The sequence below is a fragment of the Bradyrhizobium macuxiense genome (assembly GCF_001542415.1).
Classification (GTDB): domain Bacteria; phylum Pseudomonadota; class Alphaproteobacteria; order Rhizobiales; family Xanthobacteraceae; genus Bradyrhizobium; species Bradyrhizobium macuxiense.
Genome location: NZ_LNCU01000010.1, coordinates 250,106 through 273,007, shown reverse-complemented (window position 1 = coordinate 273,007; position 22,902 = coordinate 250,106). Strand labels below are relative to the sequence as shown.

Here is a 22,902-nt window from a genome sequence, read left to right as displayed (position 1 = left end):
CCGCCGATGCCGCAATACTTCCCGATATCGTCAGCACGCCCTCACACCCCCAAATACGCCTGCTTGATGGTGTCGCTCGCCGCAAGTTCGGTCGACGTGCCGGCGGCGCGGATGGTGCCGGCTTCCAAGAGATAGGCGCGGTCGACCACCCGCAGCACCTGCTGCACGTTCTGCTCGACGATCAGCACAGTGAGCCCGCTGGAGCGGATGCGCTTCACCAGCTCGAACACCTGCTGCACCACGACCGGTGCGAGCCCGGCGGAGGGCTCGTCGAGCAGCAGCAGCTTCGGGTTCGACATCAGCGCGCGGCCGATCGCGCACATCTGCTGCTCGCCGCCGGACATCGTGCCGGCCATCTGGTGGCGGCGTTCCTTCATGCGCGGGAACAGCTCGAACACGAAGTCGAGCCGCTCGGCGTAACGCGCGCGGGCACCGGGCATGAAGGCGCCCATCTTCAGATTGTCGGCGACTGTTAGTCGCGGAAACAGCCGGCGGTTTTCGGGCACATGGGCAATACCGAGACTGACGATGCGATGCGCCGGCGTCGCCACGACGTCGGTGCCCTGCATGGCGATGGTACCCCTGATGGGGCGGATCAGGCCCGAGATCACGCGCATCAGCGTCGTCTTGCCGGCGCCGTTCGGGCCGATCACGCCGACCGCCTCGCCTGCCCGGACATCGAGGCTGACGTCGAACAGCGCCTGGAAGCTGCCATAACCCGCGTCGATCGACCTGAGCTCGAGCATGCCGGTCACGCCCCGACCCGGCGGCGCGCCTGCGCCGCGGCGGCGGCCGCAAGACTCGCATCGGCATCGGTGCCGAGATAGACCTCGATCACCCTGGCGTCGCCGGCGACGTCGGCCGGCAGGCCTTCCGCGATCTTCTCTCCGTGATCGAGCACCATCACGCGATCGACCACGCGCATCAGCACACCCATGATGTGCTCGACCCAGATGATGGTGATGCCGAGTTCGTCGCGGATCCGGCGCAGCATGTCGGCGGCCTGGTCCATCTCGGACTCGTCGAGGCCGCCGAGGCTTTCATCGGCGAGCAGGAGTTTTGGCGCGGTGGCAAGCGCCTTGGCCAGTTCGAGCTTCTTCAATCCCGCGGCGCCGAGGCCCTCGACGCTGGCGTGGCGATCGGTCGGCAGGCCGACCAGGCCAAGCGCGCGCTCGGCCGCCTCCTCGGCCTTGGCGCGGCTATGGCGGCCCTGGCCGTAGAAGCCGGCGAGCGTGACGTTCTCGAAAATGCTGAGGCGATGAAACGGCCGTGGGATCTGGAAGGTACGGCCGACGCCACGATTGATGATCCGGTGCGGGGCGAGCCCCGCGATCTCGCGGCCATCGAACAGGATCGAGCCTGAGGTCGGCGGCAGCGTACCCGACAGCAAGTTGAAGATCGTGCTCTTGCCCGAGCCGTTCGGACCGATCAGCCCGAGGATCTCGCCCTGCTCGACGCGGAACGACACGTTGTTGACGGCACGAAAGCCGCCAAACCGCTTGACCAGACCTTCGACGGCGAGCACGGCGGTCCCTTTCGCGGTCTAGCGGCGGCTATCGGCGACGCCGGCAGGCAGCGGCAAGCCAGCATGCGGCCTTCATGACCTGCATAAATCCCTCCCCGGAGATTGTGCCTTGCATTCTTGTTCTTCGTATCGCCTATCACAGGGGGCGCGGCGGGTTATGTCAAGCGCGATGGCCGCGTCCGTGCGGCGCAGTTCCTTCAGCACTTGGTTGCAGGCGCATGGTGCTACACCGGAAGCTGCGTCTCGATGAATGCCGTGACGAAACGCGGCATCGCCGTGTTGAGATCGGCACGGCTGCGCACCAAATGGATCGCGGCGAGCTCGGGATCGTCCTGCCGTGCGAGGTTAGCCTCGATCCGCGCCCGCAGCGCCTCCCCCGGCATGTCGGCACGCAGGATGCGCATCATCGCGAGCGCAGGCCCGGTGTAGATGCAGTGCCAGTCCGCATCCGCGCGACAGTCGGCGGCGGACAGACCGGTCTCCTCCTCGAGCTCCCGCATCACGCTGCCGTCGATGTCGACGGTATCGCCCCTGATGTCGTCGAGATCGGGTGTGCCTGACGGAAAATAGATCCGGCCCGGATTCGAGGTATGCCGACCCATCTCGCCGAGCACGAAGGCGCCGTCGCTCGTGAGCAGCGCGCCCATGCCGAACCCGTTGAAGATCTCCTTGTCAGGAAAGCCCCAGTCGCGCCAGGCCAGGAAGCTTGCGAAATCGGTCTCGAAGTATTTGGCGCTCAGCCGCGCGCCCTCGAACACGGGATCGCGGCCGAGCAGCACGCGGCCATTCCACAGGCTTGGGTTCGCCTGTTGCTGGGCGGCGAAATGGGCGTCGATCTCGGCGCGCCGCTCGTCTGCGAACGGCCAGGGCCGCCTCTGCAACGTCAAGTCAAGGGCAGCGACGCGTTGAATGACCGGAGACTGCATGTCGTTCACCGCGCCCCATTTCCCGTCGACATGATCGCTCCGGCCTCGCAGGTCCGGATCATGCTCTCTACTTGGCGTTCATTCCGGTCGTTTTCTTGACCTGCTCGACATATTTGTTGGTGTAGGTCTTGGTCACGTCGATGCCGGCCTTGGCGACCTCAGGCGAACCGACGCTGAACACGGAGAGCACGGCCTCGGCCCCCTTAGGGTCCATCCGGCCGGTCTCCGAGAACATCGGGATCGTGTTCTTCAGCGCGGCGAGATAGAGGTCCTTGTTCTTGCCGACGATCTCGTCCGGCATCTTCGCCATGATCTCCTCGGCCGAATGCGAATGGATCCAGGACAGCGTGGCCATAATGGCATTGGTCAGCGCCTGCACCTCCTTCTCGTGCCCGTTGACCCAAGCGGCGGTCGAATAGAGCGCGCCACCCGGATACTCGCCGCCGAACACGGCGAGCGTGTCCTTCTGAGTGCGGGTGTCGCTCAGAATCTTCAAATCGGCGTGGCTGCCCTGCAGCACGGTGACGGAGGGATCGAGCATCACGGCGGCATCGATCTGGCCCTGCTCCATCGCGGCCACGGCAGTCGCGCCGAGGCCAACGCCGATCACGGACGTCCCCGTCGGATCGAGCCCGTTCTTCTTCAGCAGATATTTCAGGAAGAAGTCGGTCGAGGAACCCGGCGCGCTGACGCCGACCTTCTTGCCCGCGAGATCCCTGATCGAGTTGATTTCGCCGGTGTGCTTCGGCGAAACCACCAGCACGAGGCCGGGATAACGGTCATAGACCACGAAGGCCTGCAGCTCCTGCTTCTTGGCCGCGAGATTGACGCAATGGTCGAAATAGCCGGAGACGACGTCGGCGCTGCCGCCGAGCACCGCTTTGAGCGCATCCGAACCGCCCTTGAGGTCGACCAACTCGACCGCGAGCCCGGCCTTGTCGTATTCGCCGAGCTGCTTGGCCAGCACCGTCGGCAAATAGCACAGGCAGGCGCCGCCGCCGACCGCGATCGTGATCTTACTTTGCGCCGCGGCAAGGCCCGTACTCATCACGAGCGCCAGTAATGCGCCCGCGACCTTGCCAAACATCGTCCTCATGACGTCCTCCACTGCAAATTTGGCGGCACGATAATGCAGTGCGGCAGACTTGAGAAGGCGACTTTCCGATGGCTGGTCAAGCCTGCAGCGACGGCATAGCATCCACCGCACAAGAAACGTCAGGGGCGGCCTCTCATGAATCGCATTGCCACGACGCTGTCGATCGTCACCGCGTTTGCCGCCGGATGCGGCGTCAGCCATCTGCTGCGGCCGGCACTCGCCGCCGAGACCATCACCGCGCAGGTGATCCATACCGGCGAGATGGAAGGCGACCAGCTCGGCGCCGCCAACAAGGCCGGTTTCCGTTCCAAGATGTTCGTCTCCGCCGACGGCGCCACTGTCTCGATCCAGGACGGCAACGTGCCGAAGCACATGCATCCCAACACCAACGAGATTCAATACATCCTTGAAGGCACCGGCACGATCTGGCTCGGCGACAAGGAGGTCACCGTGAAGCCGGGCGATCTCGTCGTGATCCCGAAGGGCACGCCGCACGGCGGCAACAAGCCGAACGGCCGCCCGATCAAGGCGATCGCCATCAAGACGCCGCCTCAGGCGCCTGACGATATCAAGCTGCTGGATTGATCGCGAACCCGTCCACGTCATTGCGAGCCAACGGGTCGCGCGAACGCGCGCCCGATGACAGGCTCCGCGACGAAGCAATCCATCGACCCGCGTACGCTGACAGATGGATTGCTTCGCGGAGCCTGTCATCGGGCGGCGCTTTGCGCCGACCCGTTGGCCCCTCGCAATGACGGCCAGCGGTGTCACACCAGCATGCCGCCACCGTCCACGGGCAGGACCTGCCCGGTGATGTAGCCGTTGAGCATCAGATAGACGTAAGCCATGGCGGCCTCGCTCGGCGACGCCGCGCGCGGCAGCGGCAAGCCTGCCACATAGCCGCGGACCATCTCTTCCGGCATCTGCTGGACCGGCTCGGTCAAGATGAGGCCCGGACATACCGTGTTGACCCGCACCGGTGCGAGATCGACGGCAAGGCCACGGGCCAGATACTCGGTAGCGCCGCCGATCGCAGTCACAAGCGCGCGGCCCTTTCTCGGACGGTGTACCAGCATGCCGCTCGTCAGCGTGATCGAACCATCAGATGCGATGGTGCGGCTGCCATGCTTGACGGCCGCAAGCACACCCCAGAAGCGGATCGTAAGCCTGTCGCGCGCCGCGGCGAGATCGAGATCACGTATCGCGACAGGCGCGGCGCCGCTCCAATCGCCCGCCGTGATCACGAGATGGTCGAACGCGCCGAGTTGCTCGAAGAAATGCGACACGCTGGTCTCGTCGCGCATATCAAGGGCGCGCCCGGTCGAACCGGGCAGCCGCGCAACCGCAGCATCGACTCGGCTTGCGTTGCTGGATGCGATCACTGCCTCCGCGCCGCGCTCTTGCGCAATCGCAGCAACGGCAAAGCCAATCCCGGACGATCCTCCGATCACGACCACGCGCTTGCCATCAAGCGACATCGCTGCATCAGCCATTGCTCACTCCTTGCTCCTGCGGGAAGTAAGCCGGGTGATCGATGTCCGCGATCAGATCCTTCATGACGGCCAGGCCAACCCAGCCAGTGGCTCCAGTGATGAATACGCGCATGAGCAAGTCTCCGATGTTTCGCTGGAGACAAGTCTGATCATCTCACCTATTCTGGTAAAGTAGTGACATTATCGTGGTATAGCCGCCAACACGATCAGCGAGCAGGTCGCGAACCTGTTCGGGACCTGTCTGAAGGACCGCCGCGGCGAGCTCGACCCGGCTGGACGTGATGGCTGGCGGGATCCAGATCGAGCGTGCGTCAGTCCCGGCGTGCCGCCGTCGGCCGCCACACCAGCAGCCGCTTCTCCACGACCGTCACGCCCATGTCGATCAGGATGACGAAGGCCGACAGCACGAACATGCCCGCGAACACGCCGGCGACATCGAACACGCCTTCCGCCTGCTGAATCAGATAGCCGAGCCCGGCCGCGGCGCCGAGATACTCGCCGACGACTGCACCAACAACCGCGAAGCCGACCGAGGTGTGCAGCGAGGAGAACATCCAGGACAGCGCCGACGGCCAGTAGACATGCCGCATCAATTGCCGCTCGTTCATGCCGAGCATGCGGCCATTGTCGAGCACGGTGGTCGAGACCTCCTTCACGCCCTGATAGACGTTGAAGAATACGATGAAGAACACCAGCGTGACGCCGAGCGCGACCTTGGACCAGACGCCGAGCCCGAACCACAGCGCGAAGATCGGCGCCAGCACCACGCGCGGCAGCGAATTGGCCATCTTCACATAGGGATCGAACACCGCGGCGGTGCGCGGCTGCCGTGCGAACCAGAAGCCGACCAGGATGCCGCCGGCCGAGCCGATCACGAAGGCGAGGATCGACTCCCACAGCGTGATCGCCAGATGCTTCCAGATCACGCCGGTCGAGAACCATGTGACGATCTGGCTGAACACGTCGACCGGGTTGGAGAAGAAGAACGGCGGCAGCAGGATCTTGCCGAACACCGGCACGCTCGAGAACACCTGCCACAGCACCAGTACGACGACGGCGACCAGCACCTGCAAAGACAACAGCGTCAGGCGCGACATCAGGCAGCTCCCGCTTGCGAGGACTGCTCGTAGCCCTTCATCACCTCGTCCTTCAACACGCTCCATATCTCGCGGTGCAGGGCATGAAAATCCTTCTCCATGCGGATCTCGGAAATGTCGCGCGGCCGCGGCAGCGCGATGCGCCAGTCGCCGATGATGCGGGCGGACGGGCCGGCCGACATGATCACGACGCGGTCGGCCAGCGCGATCGCCTCCTCGAGGTCGTGGGTGACGAACAGCACCGCCTTGCGATCGGCGGTCCACAGTTCCAGCAGCAGGTTGCCCATGATCTGCCGGGTCTGCGCGTCAAGCGGGCCGAACGGCTCGTCCATCAGCAGGATCTTGGGATCGCGGATCAGCACCTGCGCGAGGCCGACGCGCTTGCGCTGGCCGCCGGACAGCATGTGCGGATAGCGATTGGCGAAGGCGCCGAGGCCGACCGACGCCAGCCATTTGTGCGCACGCTCGAGTGCCTCGGCACGCGGCGTGCCCCTGATCTCGAGCCCGATCGCGATATTGTCGATCGCGGTCTTCCACGGGAACAGCGCATCGGCCTGGAACAGGTAACCGGCGTCGCGGTTCAACCCGGCGAGCGGCTTGTCGAAGATCCGGGCCGTGCCTGCGGCCGGCTTCAGCAATCCGGCCGCGACGTTCAGCAGCGTCGATTTCCCGCACCCGGTCGGGCCCACGATGGCGACGAACTCGCCATGCGCCACCGAAAGATTTGCCTGCTCGACCGCGGTATAGACCCGTCCATCCGCCAACCGAAACGCCACCGTCGCGTTATCAAGCGCGACTGCCGTCGGCTCCGTCATCTCCACCGCGTTGCCTCCCGAACTTCGCGGGATGGCTTAGCCATTTAAGCCGGCAAGTTCAACGCAGGAAGAAGAAGTAGATGACCGTGACGGCGGCCGGTTCACGCGGTTTTCAGGACGAGCGGGTTGAGAATTGGCTCGACATCGTCGAGGCTGCCGCAACCGGCCGCCGGGGCGGACCAGGCAGGAGACAGATCATGCGGATTGCAGTCGTTGGCGCCGGAGGCGTCGGGGGTGGTTTTGGCGCGGCGCTTGCCCATGCCGGGGCCGACGTCACCTTCATCGCGCGCGGTGCCCACCTGGCCGCGATGCGAAGCGAAGGGTTGAAGGTCCAGGGCGGCCGGGGCGAAACCCATCTGGTGCCGACCCGGGCTACCGACAATCCGGCCGATGTCGGACGTGTCGATGTCGTGCTGTTCTGCGTCAAGCTGTGGGATGTCGAGAGCGCCGGAGAGCATATCAAGCCGATGGTCGGCCCTGGTACCGCGGTCATTCCGCTGCAGAACGGCATCGACGCGCCGGAACGGCTGATCCCGATCCTCGGACGCAAGGCGGTGATGGGCGGCGTCGCGCAGATCAGCGCGTCGATCATCAAGCCCGGCGTGATCAACCAGGTCGGGACCTTCATGCGCATCATCTTCGGCGAGCTCGACGGCAGCATCACATCGCGCGGCAAGGCGTTCGTGGAGCTCTGTCTGAAGGCCGGCTTCGATGCGACGCTGAGCGAGCAGATCGTCACCGAGCTCTGGATGAAGTTCGCCCTGCTCGCCACCAACGCCGGCATGACGGCTGTGACACGGCTGCCGATCGGCAAGCTGCGCGACGATCCCGATCTGCGCCCGCTGCTCGTCTCCGCCTGTCAGGAGACCATCGCCGTCGGCCGCGCCAATGGCATCAAGCTGCCGTCTGACGCACTGGAGAAGGTGCTCGATTTCATCGGACATGCGCCGCCGGCCATGAAGGCGTCGATGGCGCTGGATCTCGAGCGCGGCAACCGGCTCGAGCTGCCCTGGCTCAATGGCAAGGTGGTCGAGCTCGGCCGCAAGCTCGGCGTGGCGACGCCGACGCACGGCTTTCTCTATGCGGTGCTCAAGCCCTATGCGATGGGTGCGCCGGCCTAGAAGCAGGATGAGATCAAGTTGACGGGAACAGCATCGGAAGGTCCACCTCTCCCCGTTGGGGAGAGGTGAGAAGTCAGCGCTGCGGCATGCCTTCGGGAATGACGGTCGCGACGATCGAGGCGTCGAGCGCCTCGTAGTCGGCGAGCCCGATGGTGGCGTAAAGCTCGGCGCGGGTCTGCATCCTGTCGATCATGTTGTGCGTGCCGCCGTCGTGCGCGATCGCGGCATAGAGTTGCTGCTGCGCCTTGTTCGCCACCCGCAGCGCCGAGACCGGCCAGATCACCATCGCGTAGCCCATGGCCTCGAACTCGGCCGCAGTGAAGAACGGCGTCCTGCCGAACTCAGTCATGTTGGCGAGCAGCGGCGTGCCGGGCATCCGCTCAGCGAAGGCGCGGAACATCTCGGCGGTGTTGAGCGCCTCGGGAAAGATCGCATCGGCGCCGGCTTCCATATAGATCTTGGCCCGCGCCACCGCGCCGTCGAGCCCCTCACTTGCCGCCGCATCGGTGCGCGCGATCACGACGAGATCGCGGCGCGCCTTGGCCGCCGCCGCCACCTTGGCCGCCATGTCGTGGGCATCGGCCAGCCTCTTGTCGTTCAGATGCCCGCACTTCTTCGGGAGAAGCTGATCCTCCAGATGCACGGCACCCGCACCGGCTTCCTCGAACACCCGGACCATGTGCATCACGTTCAGCGCCTCGCCATAGCCGGTGTCGCCGTCGACCAGTAGCGGCAGGCCGGAGGCAGCACGCACGATCTGGCGCACGAAGAACGCAACTTCATCAACCGTGATGACGCCGAGATCGGGCAGACCCATCGAGGCCGTCATCGCCGCACCCGACAGATAGAGCCCCTTGAAGCCGGCTGCCTTCGCCTGCAGCGCCGCCATGCCGTTATGCGCGCCCGGCAGCCGCAGGATGCCCGGCTCGCGCAGCATCGCGCGGAACCTGCGGCCTGCACTCTCGGTGGGAAGATCTGCGGCGACGAGATACGGCATGGTGGCCTCTCCTAACTGGCAGTCGCGACGTGGCCTCGGACGAAATCGAAGATGCCCGAGGGTTGTGGCGGACCGAGACGATCCGGCGCGACGCTGAAGGTCAGCTCGCCCAGTTCACCCGCCTTCAATGACGACAGGCGCTCGACCGCAGCGAGGAAACGATCCTGTTCCCCTTGCGCGATGACGCCCTCGGCCAGCTTGCGGAACTTGGCTATATATTGCGGTCGCGCGAACGGCCGCGCGCCGAGCGGATGTGCGTCCGCGACCGCGATCTCATCAGAGATCACCGAACCACCCCTGAGGGTGACGACGACGCGGCCGCCGAACGCCTTCTCGCGTGGATCGATACTGTGATAGCGCCGGGTCCATTCGGGATCCTCGACCGTCGAAATCTTGTGCCACAGCGCGACGGTCTCGGGACGCCCGGCGCGCTCCGGCGCGTAGGACGCCTGATGATGCCAGCCGCCGTCCTCGAGCGCGACGGCGAAGACGTACATGATGGAGTGATCGAGCGTTTCGCGGCTCGCCTTCGGGTCCATCTTCTGCGGATCGTTGGCGCCGGTGCCGATCACATGATGGGTGTGATGGCTGGTGTGGATCACGATGCTCTCGATGTCAGCGAGATCGCCGATCTTCGGCCCGAGCCGGCGCGCGAGGTCGATCAGCGCCTGGCTCTGATATTCGGCGGAGTGCTCCTTGGTGTAGGTGTCGAGGATGGCCCGCTTGGGCTCGCCCTTCTCCGGCAGCGGCACGATGTACGTCGCCTTCGGTCCGGACAGCAGCCAGGCGATGAAACCGTCCTCGCCTTCCCATGCCGGCGACGGCGCGCCCTCGCCGCGCATCACACGGTCGACGGCCTCGATCGCCATCTTGCCGGCGAAGGCGGGCGCATAGGCCTTCCAGCTCGAGATTTCGCCCTTGCGCGATTGCCGCGTCGTCGTGGTGACGTGAAGCGCCTGCTGCACCGCCTGGTAGATCGTCTCGGTCGGCAGATTGAGCAGCGTGCCGATACCGGCCGCCGCCGACGGCCCGAGATGCGCGATATGGTCGATCTTGTGCCCGTGCAGGCAGATGCCCTTCACGAGATCGACCTGGATCTCGTAGCCGGTCGCAAGGCCGCGGACCAGCGCCGCACCGCCGAGGCCGCAATGCTGCGCGACCGCAAGAACAGGCGGGATGTTGTCGCCGGGATGCGAATAGTCGGCGGCGAGGAACGTGTCGTGAAAATCCAGCTCGCGCACCGCGACGCCGTTGGCCCAGGCCGCCCATTCCGGCGAGATCCGCTCCGACGGCGACAGGCCGAACACGGTCGCGCCGGGCTTGAACGGGTGCGCTTGCGCCTGAGCGCGCGCGCTGCGCACCGGCCTGCGCGCGACGGATGCGGCGGCAACAGCCGCATTGTCGATGATGCGGTTGCCAATCATCTCGACCACATCAGGCTCGACCGCAACGGAATCAGCGGCTACGCCCGCGATCTTCCAGGCGAGTTGATCGGCACGCGGGAGCCTCTCGGCGGATTTGTAGGCGCGAACGCGATGCTGCTTCATGAGATGCTCCTCATGGTCAGGTCAGCCGAAATGCCGACAACGGTCAAGCGGCGTCGGCCTCAATCGGGGTGCGCGCGTTTCGTTGCCGCCACCTCGCCGTCCTGAAATCCCAGCAACACTGAAATCTGCCGTCCGGCCTCGCGCACGAGCTTCGAATAGTCCAGCAGCTTCTGCTCATCGATGCGCGCGCTGGGGCCATAAAGGCCGATCGAGCCGACGACGCTGCCGCGGTGATCGAAGCACGGCGCGGAGACCGCAACCGCGCCGGCAAAGATCTCACTGTGGCTCCTCGCATAGCCGTGGCGCCTGACGAATTTGAGGGCTTCCTCAAGCTCCGCGCGCTCGCTGCTCTTCGTGACGGTCGAGAGAAGCTCGGCTTGTCGCGCCGGGTCCATGAAAGCGAGCATGGCCTTGCCTGTCGATCCCTGGATCAGACTGAGGCTGTCGCCGACGCCGCGGCTGATCGACAGCACATGACGGCTTTCGCATTCGAGAATGCAGATGCCGCGATCCTCCTGCACCCGGAACAGCGCGGCGGTCTCGCCGGTCGCCTCGCGCAGGCCTTCGACGATCGGCCGCGCGGTCGCGACGATATCGAGCCCCTTCAGCCAGACATGCGATAGCTTCATCACGCCATGGGCGAGGCGGAAACGCTGCGGCTCGCCTTCGGCCTGGATGAGGTCGCGTTGCGCCAGCGTCTGCAGCAGACGGTACAACGTCGGCCGGCTCAGCCCGACGCGCTTCTGGATCTCGATCACGCTCAGTGCCGGCCGATCCGGCGTGAAGCATTGCAGGATCGCAATCGCGCGGTCCACCGCCCGCACACCCGACGCCCCCTGCTCCGCGTCCTGAGTTTCAGCTTCGATTTCAACCTTGATTTCAGCCTTGGGTTTCTTCGCCATCCGCCACATCCGCGATTCCGGCAGGGGCGCACTGCGCGCCGCGCGGCTTGACCGATCTGCCATCCCCGATACTATCCCAGAATATGAGAACGATGTCCACTAGATGGACACAGCAAGGGAGGACCGGAATTGCTTCAGACAGCTCGTCCGCGCAAACGGCACATGACATGGGCCGCATCGACGATCGCCACGCTGCTGTTTTCGACGCCGCTGGCGCACGCCGCGCCTGACGGCTCTGATATCTCCGACGGCGTGGTGCGGATCGCGGTGCTGGGTGACTATGGCAGCGGCCGCGATCTCGGCGGTCCCGGCTCGGTGACGGCTGCGAAGCTCGCCGCAGAAGATTTTCACAACAAGGTGCTGGGCAAGCCGATCGAGATCATCTCGGCCGACCATCAAAACAAGCCCGATGTCGCGGTCGGGATCGCGCGGCAGTGGTTTGACATCGACCATGTCGACGCCGTGACCGACCTCGCAGTGAGTTCCGTCGGCCTCGCCGTCGCCGGGCTCGCGACACAGAGCAACCGCACCGCGCTGGTGTCGGGCGCCGCGACATCGGAGCTGACCGGCGACAAATGCTCTCCCGTCGTCACGCACTGGGCGGACGACACCTACGCGCTGTCGGCCGGCCTGGTCGGCGAATTCAGCCATCGCGTCGGCAAGGACTGGTTCTTTGTCGCGGTCGACTATTCGTTCGGCACGGCCATGGTGAAGGATGCCTCGCGCGCTGTCACCGATGCCGGCGGCAAGGTGCTCGGCGCGGTGCGCTATCCGTTCAACACCACCGACTTCTCGTCCTTCCTGCTGGCTGCGCAGAGCTCCGGCGCCAAGGTGGTGGCGCTGGCCGGCACCGGCGCCGACACCGTCAATGCGGTGAAACAGACCCACGAGTTCGGCTTGCAACAGGGCGGGCAGACCATCGTCGGCATGCTGACCTTCATCTCCGATGTCCATTCGATCGGCCTGAAGGACGCGCAAGGCATGTACATCGCATCCCAGTACTACTGGGATGAAGACGACGGCACACGCGCATTCGCCAAGCGGTTCTTTGCGATCGAAAAGCGCGAACCGACCAAATTGCAGGCGGCGACCTACGCAGCGGTGCGCCATTATCTCAAGGCGATCGCGGCGGGCGGCAGCGACGAGGCGAAGGCCGTCAACGCCGAGATGCGCAAGCTGCCGGTCGATTTCTTCGGCCGCGCCGCACACATCCGCAAGGACGGCCGCGTCATCTACGATCTCTCGCTGTACCGCGTGAAGAAGCCGGAAGAGAGCAAGTATCCCTGGGACTACTACCAGAAGATCTCGGTCATTCCCGGCGACAAGGCCTTCCGCCCCGAGAACTCGGGCGGCTGCAAGCTGAGCAACAATGCCACACAAGGAGGAGCCGATGTCCGTGCGAAATGATTTCGACCAGCTCGTTGACGTCAAGAACGGCTTCATCAGCCGCGAGATCTTCGTGAACGCCGATATCTACCGGCAGGAGCTCGACAAGGTCTTTACCCGGGCCTGGCTTCTTGTCGGCCATGAAAGCCTGGTCCCGAATCCCGGCGATTTCTACACGTCGCGCATGGGCGACGAATCCGTGATCCTCTGTCGCGACAAGGCGGGCGAGATCCACGTCTTCCTCAATTCGTGCCGGCACCGCGGCATGAAGGTGTGCCGCTACGAGCAGGGCAATACGTCGCTGTTCACCTGCCCCTACCACAGCTGGACCTATACAACCGACGGCAAGCTGCAGGGCGTTCCGCTGCATCGGACGCTCTATGACGGCGTGCTCGACCGCGAGGCCAACTCGCTGGTGTCGGTTGCGAAGCTCTGCAATTACAAGGGCTCGATCTGGGCAACCTGGGACAAGGATGCGCCCGACTTCCACACCTATCTGGGCGACGCCAAGATCCATCTCGACCAGGCGCTCGATTGCCGTGACGGCCGGGAGGGCGGCTCGGAGGTGATCGGCGTCCACAAATGGGTGTTCCCCGCCAACTGGAAATTCGCCGCCGAGAATTTCCTCGGCGACACCTATCACAATCCGAGCCACCGCTCGGTCGACCTGATCGGCATCGGGCCGAGCGCCGCCGCCGGCAAGAAGGGCCGCCGCGACGACGAACTGGAGAAGGCAAAGCACGTCTGGATCAGTTTTCCGGGCGGGCACGGCGTGCATAGCGCGATCCAGCCGGAGGCCAACGAATACATCGAGTCCTTCCTCGACAATCCGATCCTCGAGAAATACTTCCGGCACTGCTTCGAGGAACGGAAGCGACGGCTCGGCGAGCAGGCGCGCCTGCTGCCCTTCGTCGGCACGATTTTCCCCAACACCTCCTACCACGGGCGACAGCCGCGCGGACTTTGCGCCTGGCATCCGCATAGTCCGACCTCGACCGAAGGCTGGCGCTTTTTCCTGGTCGACAAGGACGCGCCGCAGGAAGCCAAGGACTATCTGCGCCACTACTACATGCGCTACTCCGGTCCGGCCGGCATGACCGAGCAGGACGACATGGAAAACTGGCTCTATGCGACCGCAGCCAGTACGGGCACGATCGCGCGGCGCCATCCCTTCAACTATCAGCAATCCATGGGCGCCTACGTGACCGATCATCCGCTGGGCGGCGAGGTCAGCACGCAGGTCACCGAACAGATCGCGCGCGGCTTCTACCGCCGCTGGACCACCTACATGCAGGGCGGCGACTGGAACGAGCTGCTCGGCTCGCCCGCAAGCAACAGGCAGGCCGCAGAATGACCGCACCGGGAAAAACCGTCCTCGTCAGCGGGGGCACATTCGGCATCGGCCGCGCCATCACGCTCGGTCTTGCCAGGCGCGGTCATTCGGTCGTGGCGTTCGGCCTCGAGGCGCCGCAGGTCTCGAGCACCGCGCAGAACGCCATTCCCGGCCTGCGCGAGGAGCTCGAGCGCGAGGGGCTCTCCGCCGAACTGATGGAAGCGGATGTCTCCGACGCGGGTGATGTCGCGCGTGTGATCGAGCGCGCGTTGGCGCGCTTCGGTCGCATCGATGGCGTCGTCAACAACGCCGCGATCGGTCCGCTCGGGACGGTGCTCGATACCGACGAGGCGCTGTTCGACCGCATCATCGCGGTCAACCTCAAGGGCCCGTATCTGACGAGCCGCGCTGCGATCCCGCACATGATCACGCAAGGCGGAGGCTCGATCGTCAACATCGGATCCGGCGCCGGCTGGGGCAAGCCGAACATGGCGGTCTACAGCGCGAGCAAGGGCGGTGTCGTGGCGCTGAGCGCGGCGATGGCCTACGATTTCTTCCGCCAGCGCATCCGCGTGAACACCGTGATCCCCGGTGGCGGCGGCATCGTCAGCGGCATGAGCCTCGGTCGCGTCGACGGCGATGCGGCCCGCTTCGGCAAGGGCGCGCCGGGCACGGCCGCAGGCCGCGTCGCCACCGGCGACGACATTGCCAATGTCGTCGCCTTCCTGCTGTCGCCGGAAGCCGAAACGCTGTCCGGCACCGTGATCGACGTCGGCTGCTTTGCGCAACAGGGCGGACCTGTGCCGCCCAGGCCGCTGACGACGTGTCATACCCGATGAGGAGATGCATATGACGACGACCGTTCAGGACAAGCAGCCGGCCGCTGCTGCGGCCAACGCGGCGATCGAACGCACCGCGGCCTACTATCGGCTGAAAGCCGACGTCGAGGATTTCTACTACCACGAGGCCGACCTGATCGACGACCGCCGCTTTCGCGACTGGCTCGACCTTCTGGCCGAGGACATCAGCTATTTCATGCCGATCCGGCGCAACGTGAAGTTCGGCCAGCAGGCCGCGCGCGAGAACACCAGGCGCGGCGAAGGCATGAGCTGGTTCGATGAAGACAAGTGGACGCTGACCAAGCGTGTCGAACAGATCCTGACCGGCGTGCATTATGCCGAGGAGCCGCTGTCGCGGATCACGCACATGGTCAGCAATGTGCAGATCAAGGCCGTGCGGCCGGATCTCGACGCGCCGCGCGAGCTGGACGTCACGAGCCGCTTCCTGGTCTACCAGAACCGCGTCGAGTACGAGACCTACACCTTCGTGGGCCGCCGCAACGACACGCTTCGGCTGACCGAGGCCGGCTGGAAGATCGCGAGGCGCGAGATATTGCTTGAACAGAATATCCTGATGGCCAAGAATCTGACGACCTTCTTCTGAGCAAGGCCGGCGCGCAATGATGGATGTCAGGACGATCAAGGTGGGGACGCGCCTGAAATTGCAGGAGGGTGTCCTCGCCGAGGTGATCGAGAACATGGACGACGGCGAGTGGTTGCAGGTCCGGTGCCTGGAATCCCCTGCCCGGCCCGACGAGGTCGGCACGGTCGAGCTGTGCCATGCCCAGGACATCGTCATGGTGCTCAGCGAGTAGTGCCTAGGTTTGGACAAGCGAACATGCTGCGATTTGAATACATGCCGAGCGATTTCCATCCGCTGTTCCTGTTCCTCGGCGAGGGAGCTGACCTTGCGGCACTGGCAGGGCTGTTGCGGCGATTTGCCGAAGATCCCCAGGCCATCACCGTGGCGGAGCGCATTCCCGGCGCCGTCTCGCGTGACGAGCTGGTGCTGACACCCGCCGACGATGAATTCGGAATGCGCGACCTCGGCGGCCGCTTCGCCTGGAGGCTGACTGGCTGGCAGGCCGAGCGGATCGCCGAGCGCATCGAATTGCTGACGCCGCAGGAAAACAAGTCCGGCTCGGAAATTCTCGAGATCGGCAGCGACGGCGAAATCCCGGTCAAGGTGTCGCGCGGCGAATTCACCGACGACTTCCTGATCACGCGCAGGTAGCGGCGAGCATTTCGCGTGAGTGCACAGCAGAAACCGCCGAAGGTCTTGATTGCCGGCGCCGGGATCGGCGGATTGGTCGCCGGATTGTCGCTGCTGCAGCGTGGGATCGAAGTCGAGATCTTCGAGCAGGCGTCCGAGCTCCGCGAACTCGGCGCTGGGGTCCAGCTCGGCGCCAACGGCACCCGCGTCCTGATCGCGCTTGGCCTCCAGCCGCAGATGCAGGCCATCGCCTGCGAACCTGCGGGCAAGGAGATCAGGCTTTTCAGCACCGGGCGGACCTGGAAGCTGTTCGACCTCGGCGCCTCCTCGCGGGCGATCTATGGTGCGCCCTACTGGATGGTCCATCGCGGCGATTTTCACCGCGTGCTGGTCGATGCGTTCAATGCGCGGGCGCCGGGCCGATTGCACCTCGACTGCCGCTGCACCGGCTTTGACGAGGACGGCGACGGCATCTGGCTGCGGCTCGCCGATGGCACGCGGCACCGCGGCAACGTCATGGCCGGTGCCGACGGCGTGCATTCCGAAATTCGCCGGCAGATCGGCGGCGATTCGAAACCGTTCTTTTCGGGGGTAGCGGCCTGGCGGGGGCTGGTGCCGGTGGCGCGGCTGCCCGCAAACCAGCAGCGCGACGTCGGCACCAATTGGGTGGGCCCCGGCGGTCATGTCATCACCTATCCGGTTCGTCGCGGCGAACTCCTGAACTTCGTCGGCATCTTCGAAGGCCAGAGCTGGTCCGTCGAATCATGGACCGAACGCGGCACGCGCGAGGCATGCAGCGATGCCTTTCCGGGATGGAATCCGGAGATCCACACCATCATTGACAACCTCGACGTCCCCTACAAATGGGCGCTGCTGGGACGCGATCCGCTCGATCGCTTCGTCGCGGGGCGCGCCTGCGTGATCGGCGACGCCGCGCATCCGACACTTCCGTTCCTGGCGCAGGGCGCGAACATGGCGATCGAGGACGGCATGGTGCTGGCGCGCTGCCTTGAACGCTTTCCGCACCTCGAGGCATTGCAGCGTTTCCAGGCCGCGCGACTGACACGGACCAATGCAATCGTGCTGAAGTCTGCGGAGAATGCCAAGCGCTTCCACAACCCGGCGCTTGCGGATGCGGAAGGCGCCGACGCCTATGTTTCGCGCGAATGGCAGCCCGACCGGGTGCGCGAACGCTATGACTGGTTGTTCACCTACGACGCGTTGACCTCGCCGCTTTGACGGGACGAGCTTCGCAGGGCCGCCTCACTGAACGGGATGGCGTCCGCGGCGCACCCGACGTTCCGGGAGTGGTGGCGGAGGAGCGAAGAAGGGATTGACAATGCACATCGCAGAGAGACCCGATGCAGTCGCCTGACACTGCGGAATCGAGGTGTAGCTGCAATCGATGTGGTCTCCGGCCATCGGCCCGTTATAGAGATGCAAACAGACCGGATAGTTCGGATCGTAGGCCTGTCCTGCGGCAGATCGGGCCAGCGCGACCGCGAACGCGGCGATCGCGAAAAATTTTAGGCGCATCGGATTCTCCTTATTGCTTGGAACGTTTCCTCACAACTGCCGGAGTTAGTCAACACGATCATCGACGCGCCGCCCATGCAAGTCGTCACAGGCCGGCGACCGCCGATGGCCGGTGCGCTAGCCGTCCCGTTGGCGCTGTCGATGCCCAGGCTCCTTCGGCGGCTTTCTCGGCCCCTTGTAGAAGGGATTGACGGAGCAAGTCGCCGATCGCCCCGACGCGGTTGCCTGGCATTGCGGAAGCGACGTGAAGCTGCAATCGACGTATTCGGGCGTCAGCCTGCCTTCATAGACTTCCATACACACCGGATACTTTGGATCGTACATTTGCGCGCTGGCAGACCCGGCGAGACACACGCCGATGACGGCGATGATGGCGAATTTCATGCGCATCAAACTCTCCTAAAAGCCCCGTCCGAAGCGCCGGGCAGGTGGCTATCGCTGCTCGTCGGACGGCTTGCCGTCGTCCTCGCCGAGGCAACGGATGACGAAGGCGGGCGTGTCGCGCGGCAGGACTTTCGCGGCGCGCGCCTTGAGGCGGCACTCGAGCTGCGCGACCTGGCGTGCGCGCTGCCGCTCGCTCGGCAGTGACGACTGCCGCAGCCGGCGCAATGTCATCGGCGAGCCGTCGGACTGGAAGTTCAGCTCGTATGTCTTGCCGTTGCGGTCGGTGGCCGCGCAGGTGATGCTGGAGACTTGCCGTGTGACGAAGCTTCCGACCTGCCGGCACGAGCCCGTCGACGCCTCCACCAGCGGCACCGGCAGGCCGTCGACCCGCGGCCGGTCGCTCGATTTCAGCAGCATGCGGTCCACCGCGAGCTCGAACAGATTGTCCTGGGTCCGCGGCGAACTCTCACCGGAAAACGAGACGATGTGGCTGTTGTCGGCGGGATCGTCGAGCACGACGGTGAATTCGGAACGGCCGCGCAGGGTGTGGAAGTAGGCGACCGCCTTGCAGGTGTAGCTTCGCCCGGCGATGTTGACGTTGCGGCAGGTGCCGGACATCAGCGCATACAGATCGACGTCGTAGACCGGGCCGGCGGTGGCGAGCGCAGGCCAGCACAAGATCGCGGCCGCGATCAGCCGCGCGAAGCTCGATGTCATGCTGGATCGATCGGAAACGCGGTCGACGGGCAGGTCCATGGCTCAAGGTCGCCGATTTGCATTGTCAGCGCAACCGGTGAAGGCGGCCGAAATACGGAGAGCGAACTGGACGGTATCGACGCGGGACCGGCGTCAGATTTGCGGACCGGACAGCGTGACTTCGCGCTCGGCGCGGAAGACATTGCTGTAGAGATTGGCGATCCACTGCCGGCCGCTTGCGGTCATGTTGAGGCAGTTGATGGCGCCCTGGATGTGCGGCGCCACCATGTTCCAGTAGAATTGCGGATAGCGATCGACGATGTCGGCCGGCGATTCATAGCCGAGCTGGCGATTGATGCCGACCTCCTCGAACTCGTGATAGAGCGCGTTGGCCTTCCGGATGTAGTTGGGATCGCCAAGCTGCCCTATGAAATCGGCCGCGCGTACGATCGCCGCCTCGTCGTCATAGACCTGGCCTTCCGGCGACGGAAACCTCGTGCCCTCGATGTTGCGCGCGATCCGCTCGCGATCGATCGGAATGACGGCCTCGAGGCGGTCGAGAACGTAGAGCTTCGAGCGGTCGACATGATAGGGCATCAGGCCCGCATCCGACGAGCCGCGCGGCAGGACGACCTTCCGGCCCGCTGCATCGACGACGTAGCCGTCCGGCCCGTCGCCCTTCAGCAGGCCGCGCACATAGCCGATGTCGTGGGTCAGGCACGCCACGATGGTGTGGGTATAGTCTTCGGCGGTGACATGCGTATGCAGCGCGCGGCCGCGGATGATGTCATGGCCAGCGAGGGTGACCAGCATCGTGTGTTCGACATTGTGGTAGAGCGCATCGCTGTTACCGATGCATTCGAGCGCGATACGCGCCGCGGCCGGAAGGATCTCGCCGAAACGCGCCTGCGCGACGCCGAACCAGCGGTTCACCTGCTTGGCAAGAAACTTCTCCAGAGCACCTGCCGCCAACTCAGGTAACGTCATCATCGATGCAGCCCCCGACCGCGCAACGTTCCTCGCTGGCTCCGATCTCGCGTCGTAGTTGGGTACGGACTATAGCGTATCCGCAAGCGGGCGGCTACGCGCCGTCTGATGTGACCTTGCGCCCCGGCCGTACTTTCCCCGTCTTGCGCGCAACGAGGCCGCCGAAGCTGATAATGGCATGAACCCTGCATGAGTCGCTTCAGAAATCAGGTTTGACCGGGGTATCGCACCGATAAAGGCCATTCATGCTCGTTACGCTTGTCGCCATCCTCTGCAACGCCCAGCTTTGCATGGAGAAGGTCGTCACCACCAGTGATCAATCCGGCATCACGATGGGTGCCTGCGCAATCAATGCGCAAATCGGCATCGCCGACTGGCTTGCCAAGGGGCCGTATCACGAATGGCGACTGCAAAGCTATAAGTGCATCATGGGCCAATATGTGCCCAAGAACGAAGTGTGATGTGCTCACAGGCCCCCAATATGGGGACGACATTGTCGTAGGCGTCCAGCCGGATCGGGAACATTCGGCGGACCCGCGCGGCGAGTTACCCACAGCCCCAAGTCAAAGTCCATTTTATGGGCTATCACTGTTATCAATGACAGTGAGACCTGAGGCCGCCGCACGATGCCTGCGACACCGCTGATCGCCTACGCGCATGCCGGCAAGAGTTTTAACGGCGGCCGCGTGGTGGCGGTCGACGACGTCTCGCTCGATGTCGCCGAGGGCGAATTCCTCGCCATTGTCGGCAGCTCGGGCTCGGGCAAGAGTACGCTGCTGAGGCTCGCCAACCGGCTGATCGAAGCCGACCGCGGCCAGATCGCGGTCGAGGGTGAAGACATCAGCCGCATCGACCCGATCCTGCTGCGCCGCCGCATCGGCTATGTCTTCCAGAGCGGCGCGTTGTTTCCGCATTTGACCGTCGCGGGCAATATCGGCATCACGCCGAGGCTGTTGGGCTGGCCTCAAGCTGAGATTTCGGCGCGCGTCGACGAACTGCTCGACCTCGTGCGGCTCGACCGCGCGCAATATCGCGACCGCATGCCGCATGAACTGTCCGGCGGCCAGCGGCAGCGCGTCGGCGTGGCGCGTGCGCTGGCTGCGAAGCCGCGCATCGTGCTGATGGACGAGCCGTTCGGTGCACTCGACCCTCTCACCCGCGATGCGCTGGGCGATGACTATCGCACCCTGCATCGCGAGCTCGGCCTGACCACGATCATGATCACCCACGACATGACGGAGGCGATCCTGCTTGCCGATCGCGTCGCGGTGATGCGCGCCGGCCGGCTGCTGGCTTTGGGCACACCGGCTGAACTTTCGGCCAGCACCGATACCTATGTCGGCGAACTGCTGCACACGCCACGGCGGCAGGCCAAGCGGCTGGGCGCGCTGCTGCCGCGGGACGGCACGGCATGAGTCTCCTCGCCGATCCACGCTGGAGCGAGGCGCTTGCACATCTGCCGGACTATCTCGGCAACCATGTGCGGGTCAGCGTCGCTGCGCTGGCGCTCGGGCTTGCCGTCAGCCTGCCGCTCGCCATCGTCGCGCGCAACCGGCCGGTGCTGCGCGGCATGCTGCTCGGGCTCGCCAGCATCGTGCAGACCGTGCCGGGCCTCGCCTTGCTCGCGCTGTTCTATCCGCTGCTGCTGGCGCTGGCCGCGCTGACCGCCGAATGGTTCGGCTTCAGCTTCTCCGCGTTCGGCTTCCTGCCGGCGGTGCTGGCGCTTGCGCTCTATTCGATGCTGCCGGTGCTGCGCAACACCATCACGGGATTGTCGGGCGTCGATCCCGAAATCCTGGAAGCGACGCAGGGCGTCGGCATGACCGAGCGACAATCGCTGTTGATGGTCGAGCTGCCGCTCGCGCTGCCTGTCATGATGGCAGGGATCCGCACCGCGGCGGTGTGGGTGATCGGCACAGCGACGCTGTCGACGCCGATCGGCCAGACCAGCCTCGGTAACTATATCTTCGCGGGGCTGCAGACCCAGAACTGGGTGTTCGTGGTGTTCGGCTGCGTCGCAGCAGCGGTGCTGGCGCTCGTCGTCGACCAGTTGCTTGCGCTGATCGAGAACGGCTTGCGTAACCGTAGCCGCGCGCGGGCCGGGCTCGGCGGCCTCGGCATTGCCACACTGATCGCGGCCACGCTGGTGCCGGCGATCGCGCGGCCGCATACGGGCTATGTCGTCGGCGCCAAGACCTTCACTGAGCAATATGTGCTCTCGGCGCTGCTCGCCGAGCGACTACAATCGGCCGGGCTGTCGGCCACGACGCGCGCCGGTCTCGGCTCCAACGTGATCTTCGATGCGCTCGCCACCGGCGACATCGACGTCTATGTTGATTATTCCGGCACGCTGTGGGCCAACCAGTTCCACCACACCGACATCCCGCCGCGCGCCGAGCTGTTGGACGCACTGAAGACCACGCTGGCGAAGCAGGACGTCACCCTGCTCGGCGAGCTCGGCTTCGAGAATGCCTATACGCTCGTGATGCCGCGCAAGCGCGCCGACGCGCTCGGCATCCACTCGATCTCGGACCTTGCGGCACGGGCGCCGACCATGTCGATCGCCGGCGATTATGAATTTTTCTCGCGGCCGGAATGGGCGGGTATCCAGAAGGCCTATGGGCTGACGTTCCGCACCCAGCGGCAGATGCAGCCCGACTTCATGTATGCTGCGGTCGCCTCAGGCGAGGTCGACGTCATCGCGGGATACACCAGCGACGGGCTGATCGCGAAATACGATCTGGTCACGCTCGCGGACGACAGGCACGCCATCCCGCCTTATGACGCAATCGTGCTGCTGTCGCCGAAGCGACGCGACGACGGGGCACTGAAGTCTGCGCTGCAGCCGCTGCTTGACAAGATCGACATTGCCGAGATGCGCGAGGCAAATCTGCGTGCGTCGGGCAACGATTCGACATCGTCGCCCGACGCCGTGGCGCGCTGGCTATGGGAGAAAGTTGGACCCAAGTAGCCCATCGTCATTGCGAGGAGCGACAGCGACGAAGCAAT

Annotated in this window: 26 protein-coding genes; 12 read left to right on the top strand and 14 right to left on the bottom strand. The window is 65.0% G+C overall.

Going from position 1 to position 22,902, the window contains the following annotated elements; all coding sequences use genetic code 11:
* Positions 1-41 precede the first annotated feature (41 nt).
* The 4 genes from AS156_RS01995 to AS156_RS01980 all read right to left on the bottom strand — a co-directional run bounded on the left by AS156_RS01995 (position 42) and on the right by AS156_RS01980 (position 3,547).
* A complete protein-coding gene (locus AS156_RS01995) occupies positions 42-746 on the bottom strand; it encodes an ABC transporter ATP-binding protein (protein WP_066499355.1) in 705 nt (234 codons plus the stop codon).
* Between the two features lie 5 nt (positions 747-751).
* A complete protein-coding gene (locus AS156_RS01990) occupies positions 752-1,525 on the bottom strand; it encodes an ABC transporter ATP-binding protein (RefSeq protein ID WP_066499227.1) in 774 nt (257 codons plus the stop codon).
* A 224-nt stretch (positions 1,526-1,749) separates the two neighbouring features.
* The gene (locus AS156_RS01985) at positions 1,750-2,451 is read right to left on the bottom strand and encodes an NUDIX hydrolase (RefSeq protein ID WP_066499219.1); all 702 of its coding nucleotides are present in this window, start codon (positions 2,449-2,451) and stop codon (positions 1,750-1,752) included.
* A gap of 67 nt (positions 2,452-2,518) precedes the next feature.
* Complete coding sequence (locus tag AS156_RS01980) at positions 2,519-3,547, bottom strand: ABC transporter substrate-binding protein (protein ID WP_066499217.1); 1,029 nt, start codon at positions 3,545-3,547, stop codon at positions 2,519-2,521.
* A 135-nt stretch (positions 3,548-3,682) separates the two neighbouring features.
* Between AS156_RS01980 and AS156_RS01975 the strand changes: the two genes are divergently transcribed.
* Positions 3,683-4,132 (top strand): cupin domain-containing protein, encoded by a 450-nt coding sequence (locus tag AS156_RS01975; RefSeq protein WP_066499208.1) that lies wholly within the window; start codon positions 3,683-3,685, stop codon positions 4,130-4,132.
* Positions 4,133-4,314: 182 nt separating this feature from the next.
* On the opposite strand, the gene AS156_RS01970 is transcribed toward AS156_RS01975, so the two are convergent.
* The 3 genes from AS156_RS01970 to AS156_RS01960 all read right to left on the bottom strand — a co-directional run bounded on the left by AS156_RS01970 (position 4,315) and on the right by AS156_RS01960 (position 6,952).
* Positions 4,315-5,040 carry an SDR family oxidoreductase gene (locus tag AS156_RS01970; protein ID WP_201455981.1) on the bottom strand — a complete coding sequence of 242 codons (726 nt, stop codon included), beginning with the start codon at positions 5,038-5,040 and terminating at the stop codon, positions 4,315-4,317.
* A 311-nt stretch (positions 5,041-5,351) separates the two neighbouring features.
* Complete coding sequence (locus AS156_RS01965; protein WP_066499207.1) at positions 5,352-6,137, bottom strand: ABC transporter permease; 786 nt, start codon at positions 6,135-6,137, stop codon at positions 5,352-5,354.
* Positions 6,137-6,952, bottom strand: a complete 816-nt coding sequence (locus AS156_RS01960; protein WP_066499205.1) for an ABC transporter ATP-binding protein — start codon at positions 6,950-6,952, stop codon at positions 6,137-6,139. The genes AS156_RS01965 and AS156_RS01960 overlap by 1 nt, the downstream gene beginning before the upstream one ends.
* Before the next feature lie 80 nt (positions 6,953-7,032).
* Here AS156_RS01960 and AS156_RS01955 point away from each other — a divergent pair, with 80 nt between their 5' ends.
* Complete coding sequence (locus AS156_RS01955; protein WP_245312508.1) at positions 7,033-8,073, top strand: 2-dehydropantoate 2-reductase; 1,041 nt, start codon at positions 7,033-7,035, stop codon at positions 8,071-8,073.
* 73 nt (positions 8,074-8,146) lie between these two features.
* On the opposite strand, the gene prpB is transcribed toward AS156_RS01955, so the two are convergent.
* From prpB to AS156_RS01940, 3 genes are read right to left on the bottom strand one after another with little or no spacing between them, the layout of a single operon-like run.
* Complete coding sequence (gene prpB, locus AS156_RS01950; protein ID WP_066499203.1) at positions 8,147-9,070, bottom strand: methylisocitrate lyase; 924 nt, start codon at positions 9,068-9,070, stop codon at positions 8,147-8,149.
* 11 nt (positions 9,071-9,081) lie between these two features.
* Positions 9,082-10,617: an MmgE/PrpD family protein gene (locus tag AS156_RS01945; RefSeq protein WP_066499201.1), complete on the bottom strand. Its 1,536-nt coding sequence runs from the start codon at positions 10,615-10,617 to the stop codon at positions 9,082-9,084.
* 59 nt (positions 10,618-10,676) lie between these two features.
* Positions 10,677-11,519, bottom strand: a complete 843-nt coding sequence (locus AS156_RS01940) for an IclR family transcriptional regulator (RefSeq protein ID WP_082747279.1) — start codon at positions 11,517-11,519, stop codon at positions 10,677-10,679.
* A 162-nt stretch (positions 11,520-11,681) separates the two neighbouring features.
* On the opposite strand from AS156_RS01940, the gene AS156_RS01935 reads away from it, so the two are divergent.
* Genes AS156_RS01935 through AS156_RS01905 form a run of 7 tightly spaced genes read left to right on the top strand, consistent with a single transcriptional unit; the run spans position 11,682 to position 17,529 of the window.
* Complete coding sequence (locus AS156_RS01935; RefSeq protein WP_066499198.1) at positions 11,682-12,926, top strand: ABC transporter substrate-binding protein; 1,245 nt, start codon at positions 11,682-11,684, stop codon at positions 12,924-12,926.
* On the top strand, positions 12,910-14,259 hold the full coding sequence (locus tag AS156_RS01930) for an aromatic ring-hydroxylating oxygenase subunit alpha (RefSeq protein WP_066499195.1): 1,350 nt from the start codon (positions 12,910-12,912) through the stop codon (positions 14,257-14,259). The genes AS156_RS01935 and AS156_RS01930 overlap by 17 nt, the downstream gene beginning before the upstream one ends.
* Positions 14,256-15,077, top strand: a complete 822-nt coding sequence (locus AS156_RS01925; RefSeq protein ID WP_066499192.1) for an SDR family NAD(P)-dependent oxidoreductase — start codon at positions 14,256-14,258, stop codon at positions 15,075-15,077. Before AS156_RS01930 ends, AS156_RS01925 begins: the two co-directional genes overlap by 4 nt.
* Before the next feature lie 10 nt (positions 15,078-15,087).
* Positions 15,088-15,681, top strand: a complete 594-nt coding sequence (locus AS156_RS01920; RefSeq protein ID WP_082747275.1) for a 3-phenylpropionate/cinnamic acid dioxygenase subunit beta — start codon at positions 15,088-15,090, stop codon at positions 15,679-15,681.
* 19 nt (positions 15,682-15,700) lie between these two features.
* Positions 15,701-15,892 carry a hypothetical protein gene (locus tag AS156_RS01915; RefSeq protein ID WP_066499338.1) on the top strand — a complete coding sequence of 64 codons (192 nt, stop codon included), beginning with the start codon at positions 15,701-15,703 and terminating at the stop codon, positions 15,890-15,892.
* Between the two features lie 23 nt (positions 15,893-15,915).
* Positions 15,916-16,311, top strand: a complete 396-nt coding sequence (locus AS156_RS01910) for a hypothetical protein (RefSeq protein ID WP_066499184.1) — start codon at positions 15,916-15,918, stop codon at positions 16,309-16,311.
* Between the two features lie 15 nt (positions 16,312-16,326).
* A complete protein-coding gene (locus AS156_RS01905; protein ID WP_066499182.1) occupies positions 16,327-17,529 on the top strand; it encodes an FAD-dependent monooxygenase in 1,203 nt (400 codons plus the stop codon).
* A 24-nt stretch (positions 17,530-17,553) separates the two neighbouring features.
* Here AS156_RS01905 and AS156_RS01900 read toward each other — a convergent pair whose 3' ends face one another.
* The 4 genes from AS156_RS01900 to AS156_RS01885 form a co-directional block, all read right to left on the bottom strand.
* Positions 17,554-17,826: a DUF3551 domain-containing protein gene (locus AS156_RS01900; RefSeq protein WP_066499179.1), complete on the bottom strand. Its 273-nt coding sequence runs from the start codon at positions 17,824-17,826 to the stop codon at positions 17,554-17,556.
* Between the two features lie 117 nt (positions 17,827-17,943).
* Positions 17,944-18,216, bottom strand: coding sequence for a DUF3551 domain-containing protein (locus tag AS156_RS01895; protein WP_066499170.1), 273 nt, complete (start codon positions 18,214-18,216; stop codon positions 17,944-17,946).
* A 42-nt stretch (positions 18,217-18,258) separates the two neighbouring features.
* Positions 18,259-18,927, bottom strand: a complete 669-nt coding sequence (locus AS156_RS01890) for a hypothetical protein (protein WP_245312507.1) — start codon at positions 18,925-18,927, stop codon at positions 18,259-18,261.
* Between the two features lie 132 nt (positions 18,928-19,059).
* Positions 19,060-19,896 carry a metal-dependent phosphohydrolase gene (locus AS156_RS01885; RefSeq protein ID WP_066499167.1) on the bottom strand — a complete coding sequence of 279 codons (837 nt, stop codon included), beginning with the start codon at positions 19,894-19,896 and terminating at the stop codon, positions 19,060-19,062.
* A 242-nt stretch (positions 19,897-20,138) separates the two neighbouring features.
* Here AS156_RS01885 and AS156_RS01880 point away from each other — a divergent pair, with 242 nt between their 5' ends.
* From AS156_RS01880 to AS156_RS01870, 3 genes are all read left to right on the top strand, one after another.
* The gene (locus tag AS156_RS01880) at positions 20,139-20,354 is read left to right on the top strand and encodes a hypothetical protein (RefSeq protein ID WP_066499164.1); all 216 of its coding nucleotides are present in this window, start codon (positions 20,139-20,141) and stop codon (positions 20,352-20,354) included.
* A gap of 165 nt (positions 20,355-20,519) precedes the next feature.
* Complete coding sequence (locus tag AS156_RS01875; RefSeq protein ID WP_066499162.1) at positions 20,520-21,308, top strand: ATP-binding cassette domain-containing protein; 789 nt, start codon at positions 20,520-20,522, stop codon at positions 21,306-21,308.
* The gene (locus AS156_RS01870; RefSeq protein ID WP_066499159.1) at positions 21,305-22,864 is read left to right on the top strand and encodes an ABC transporter permease/substrate-binding protein; all 1,560 of its coding nucleotides are present in this window, start codon (positions 21,305-21,307) and stop codon (positions 22,862-22,864) included. Before AS156_RS01875 ends, AS156_RS01870 begins: the two co-directional genes overlap by 4 nt.
* The last annotated feature ends 38 nt before the right edge of the window (positions 22,865-22,902 follow it).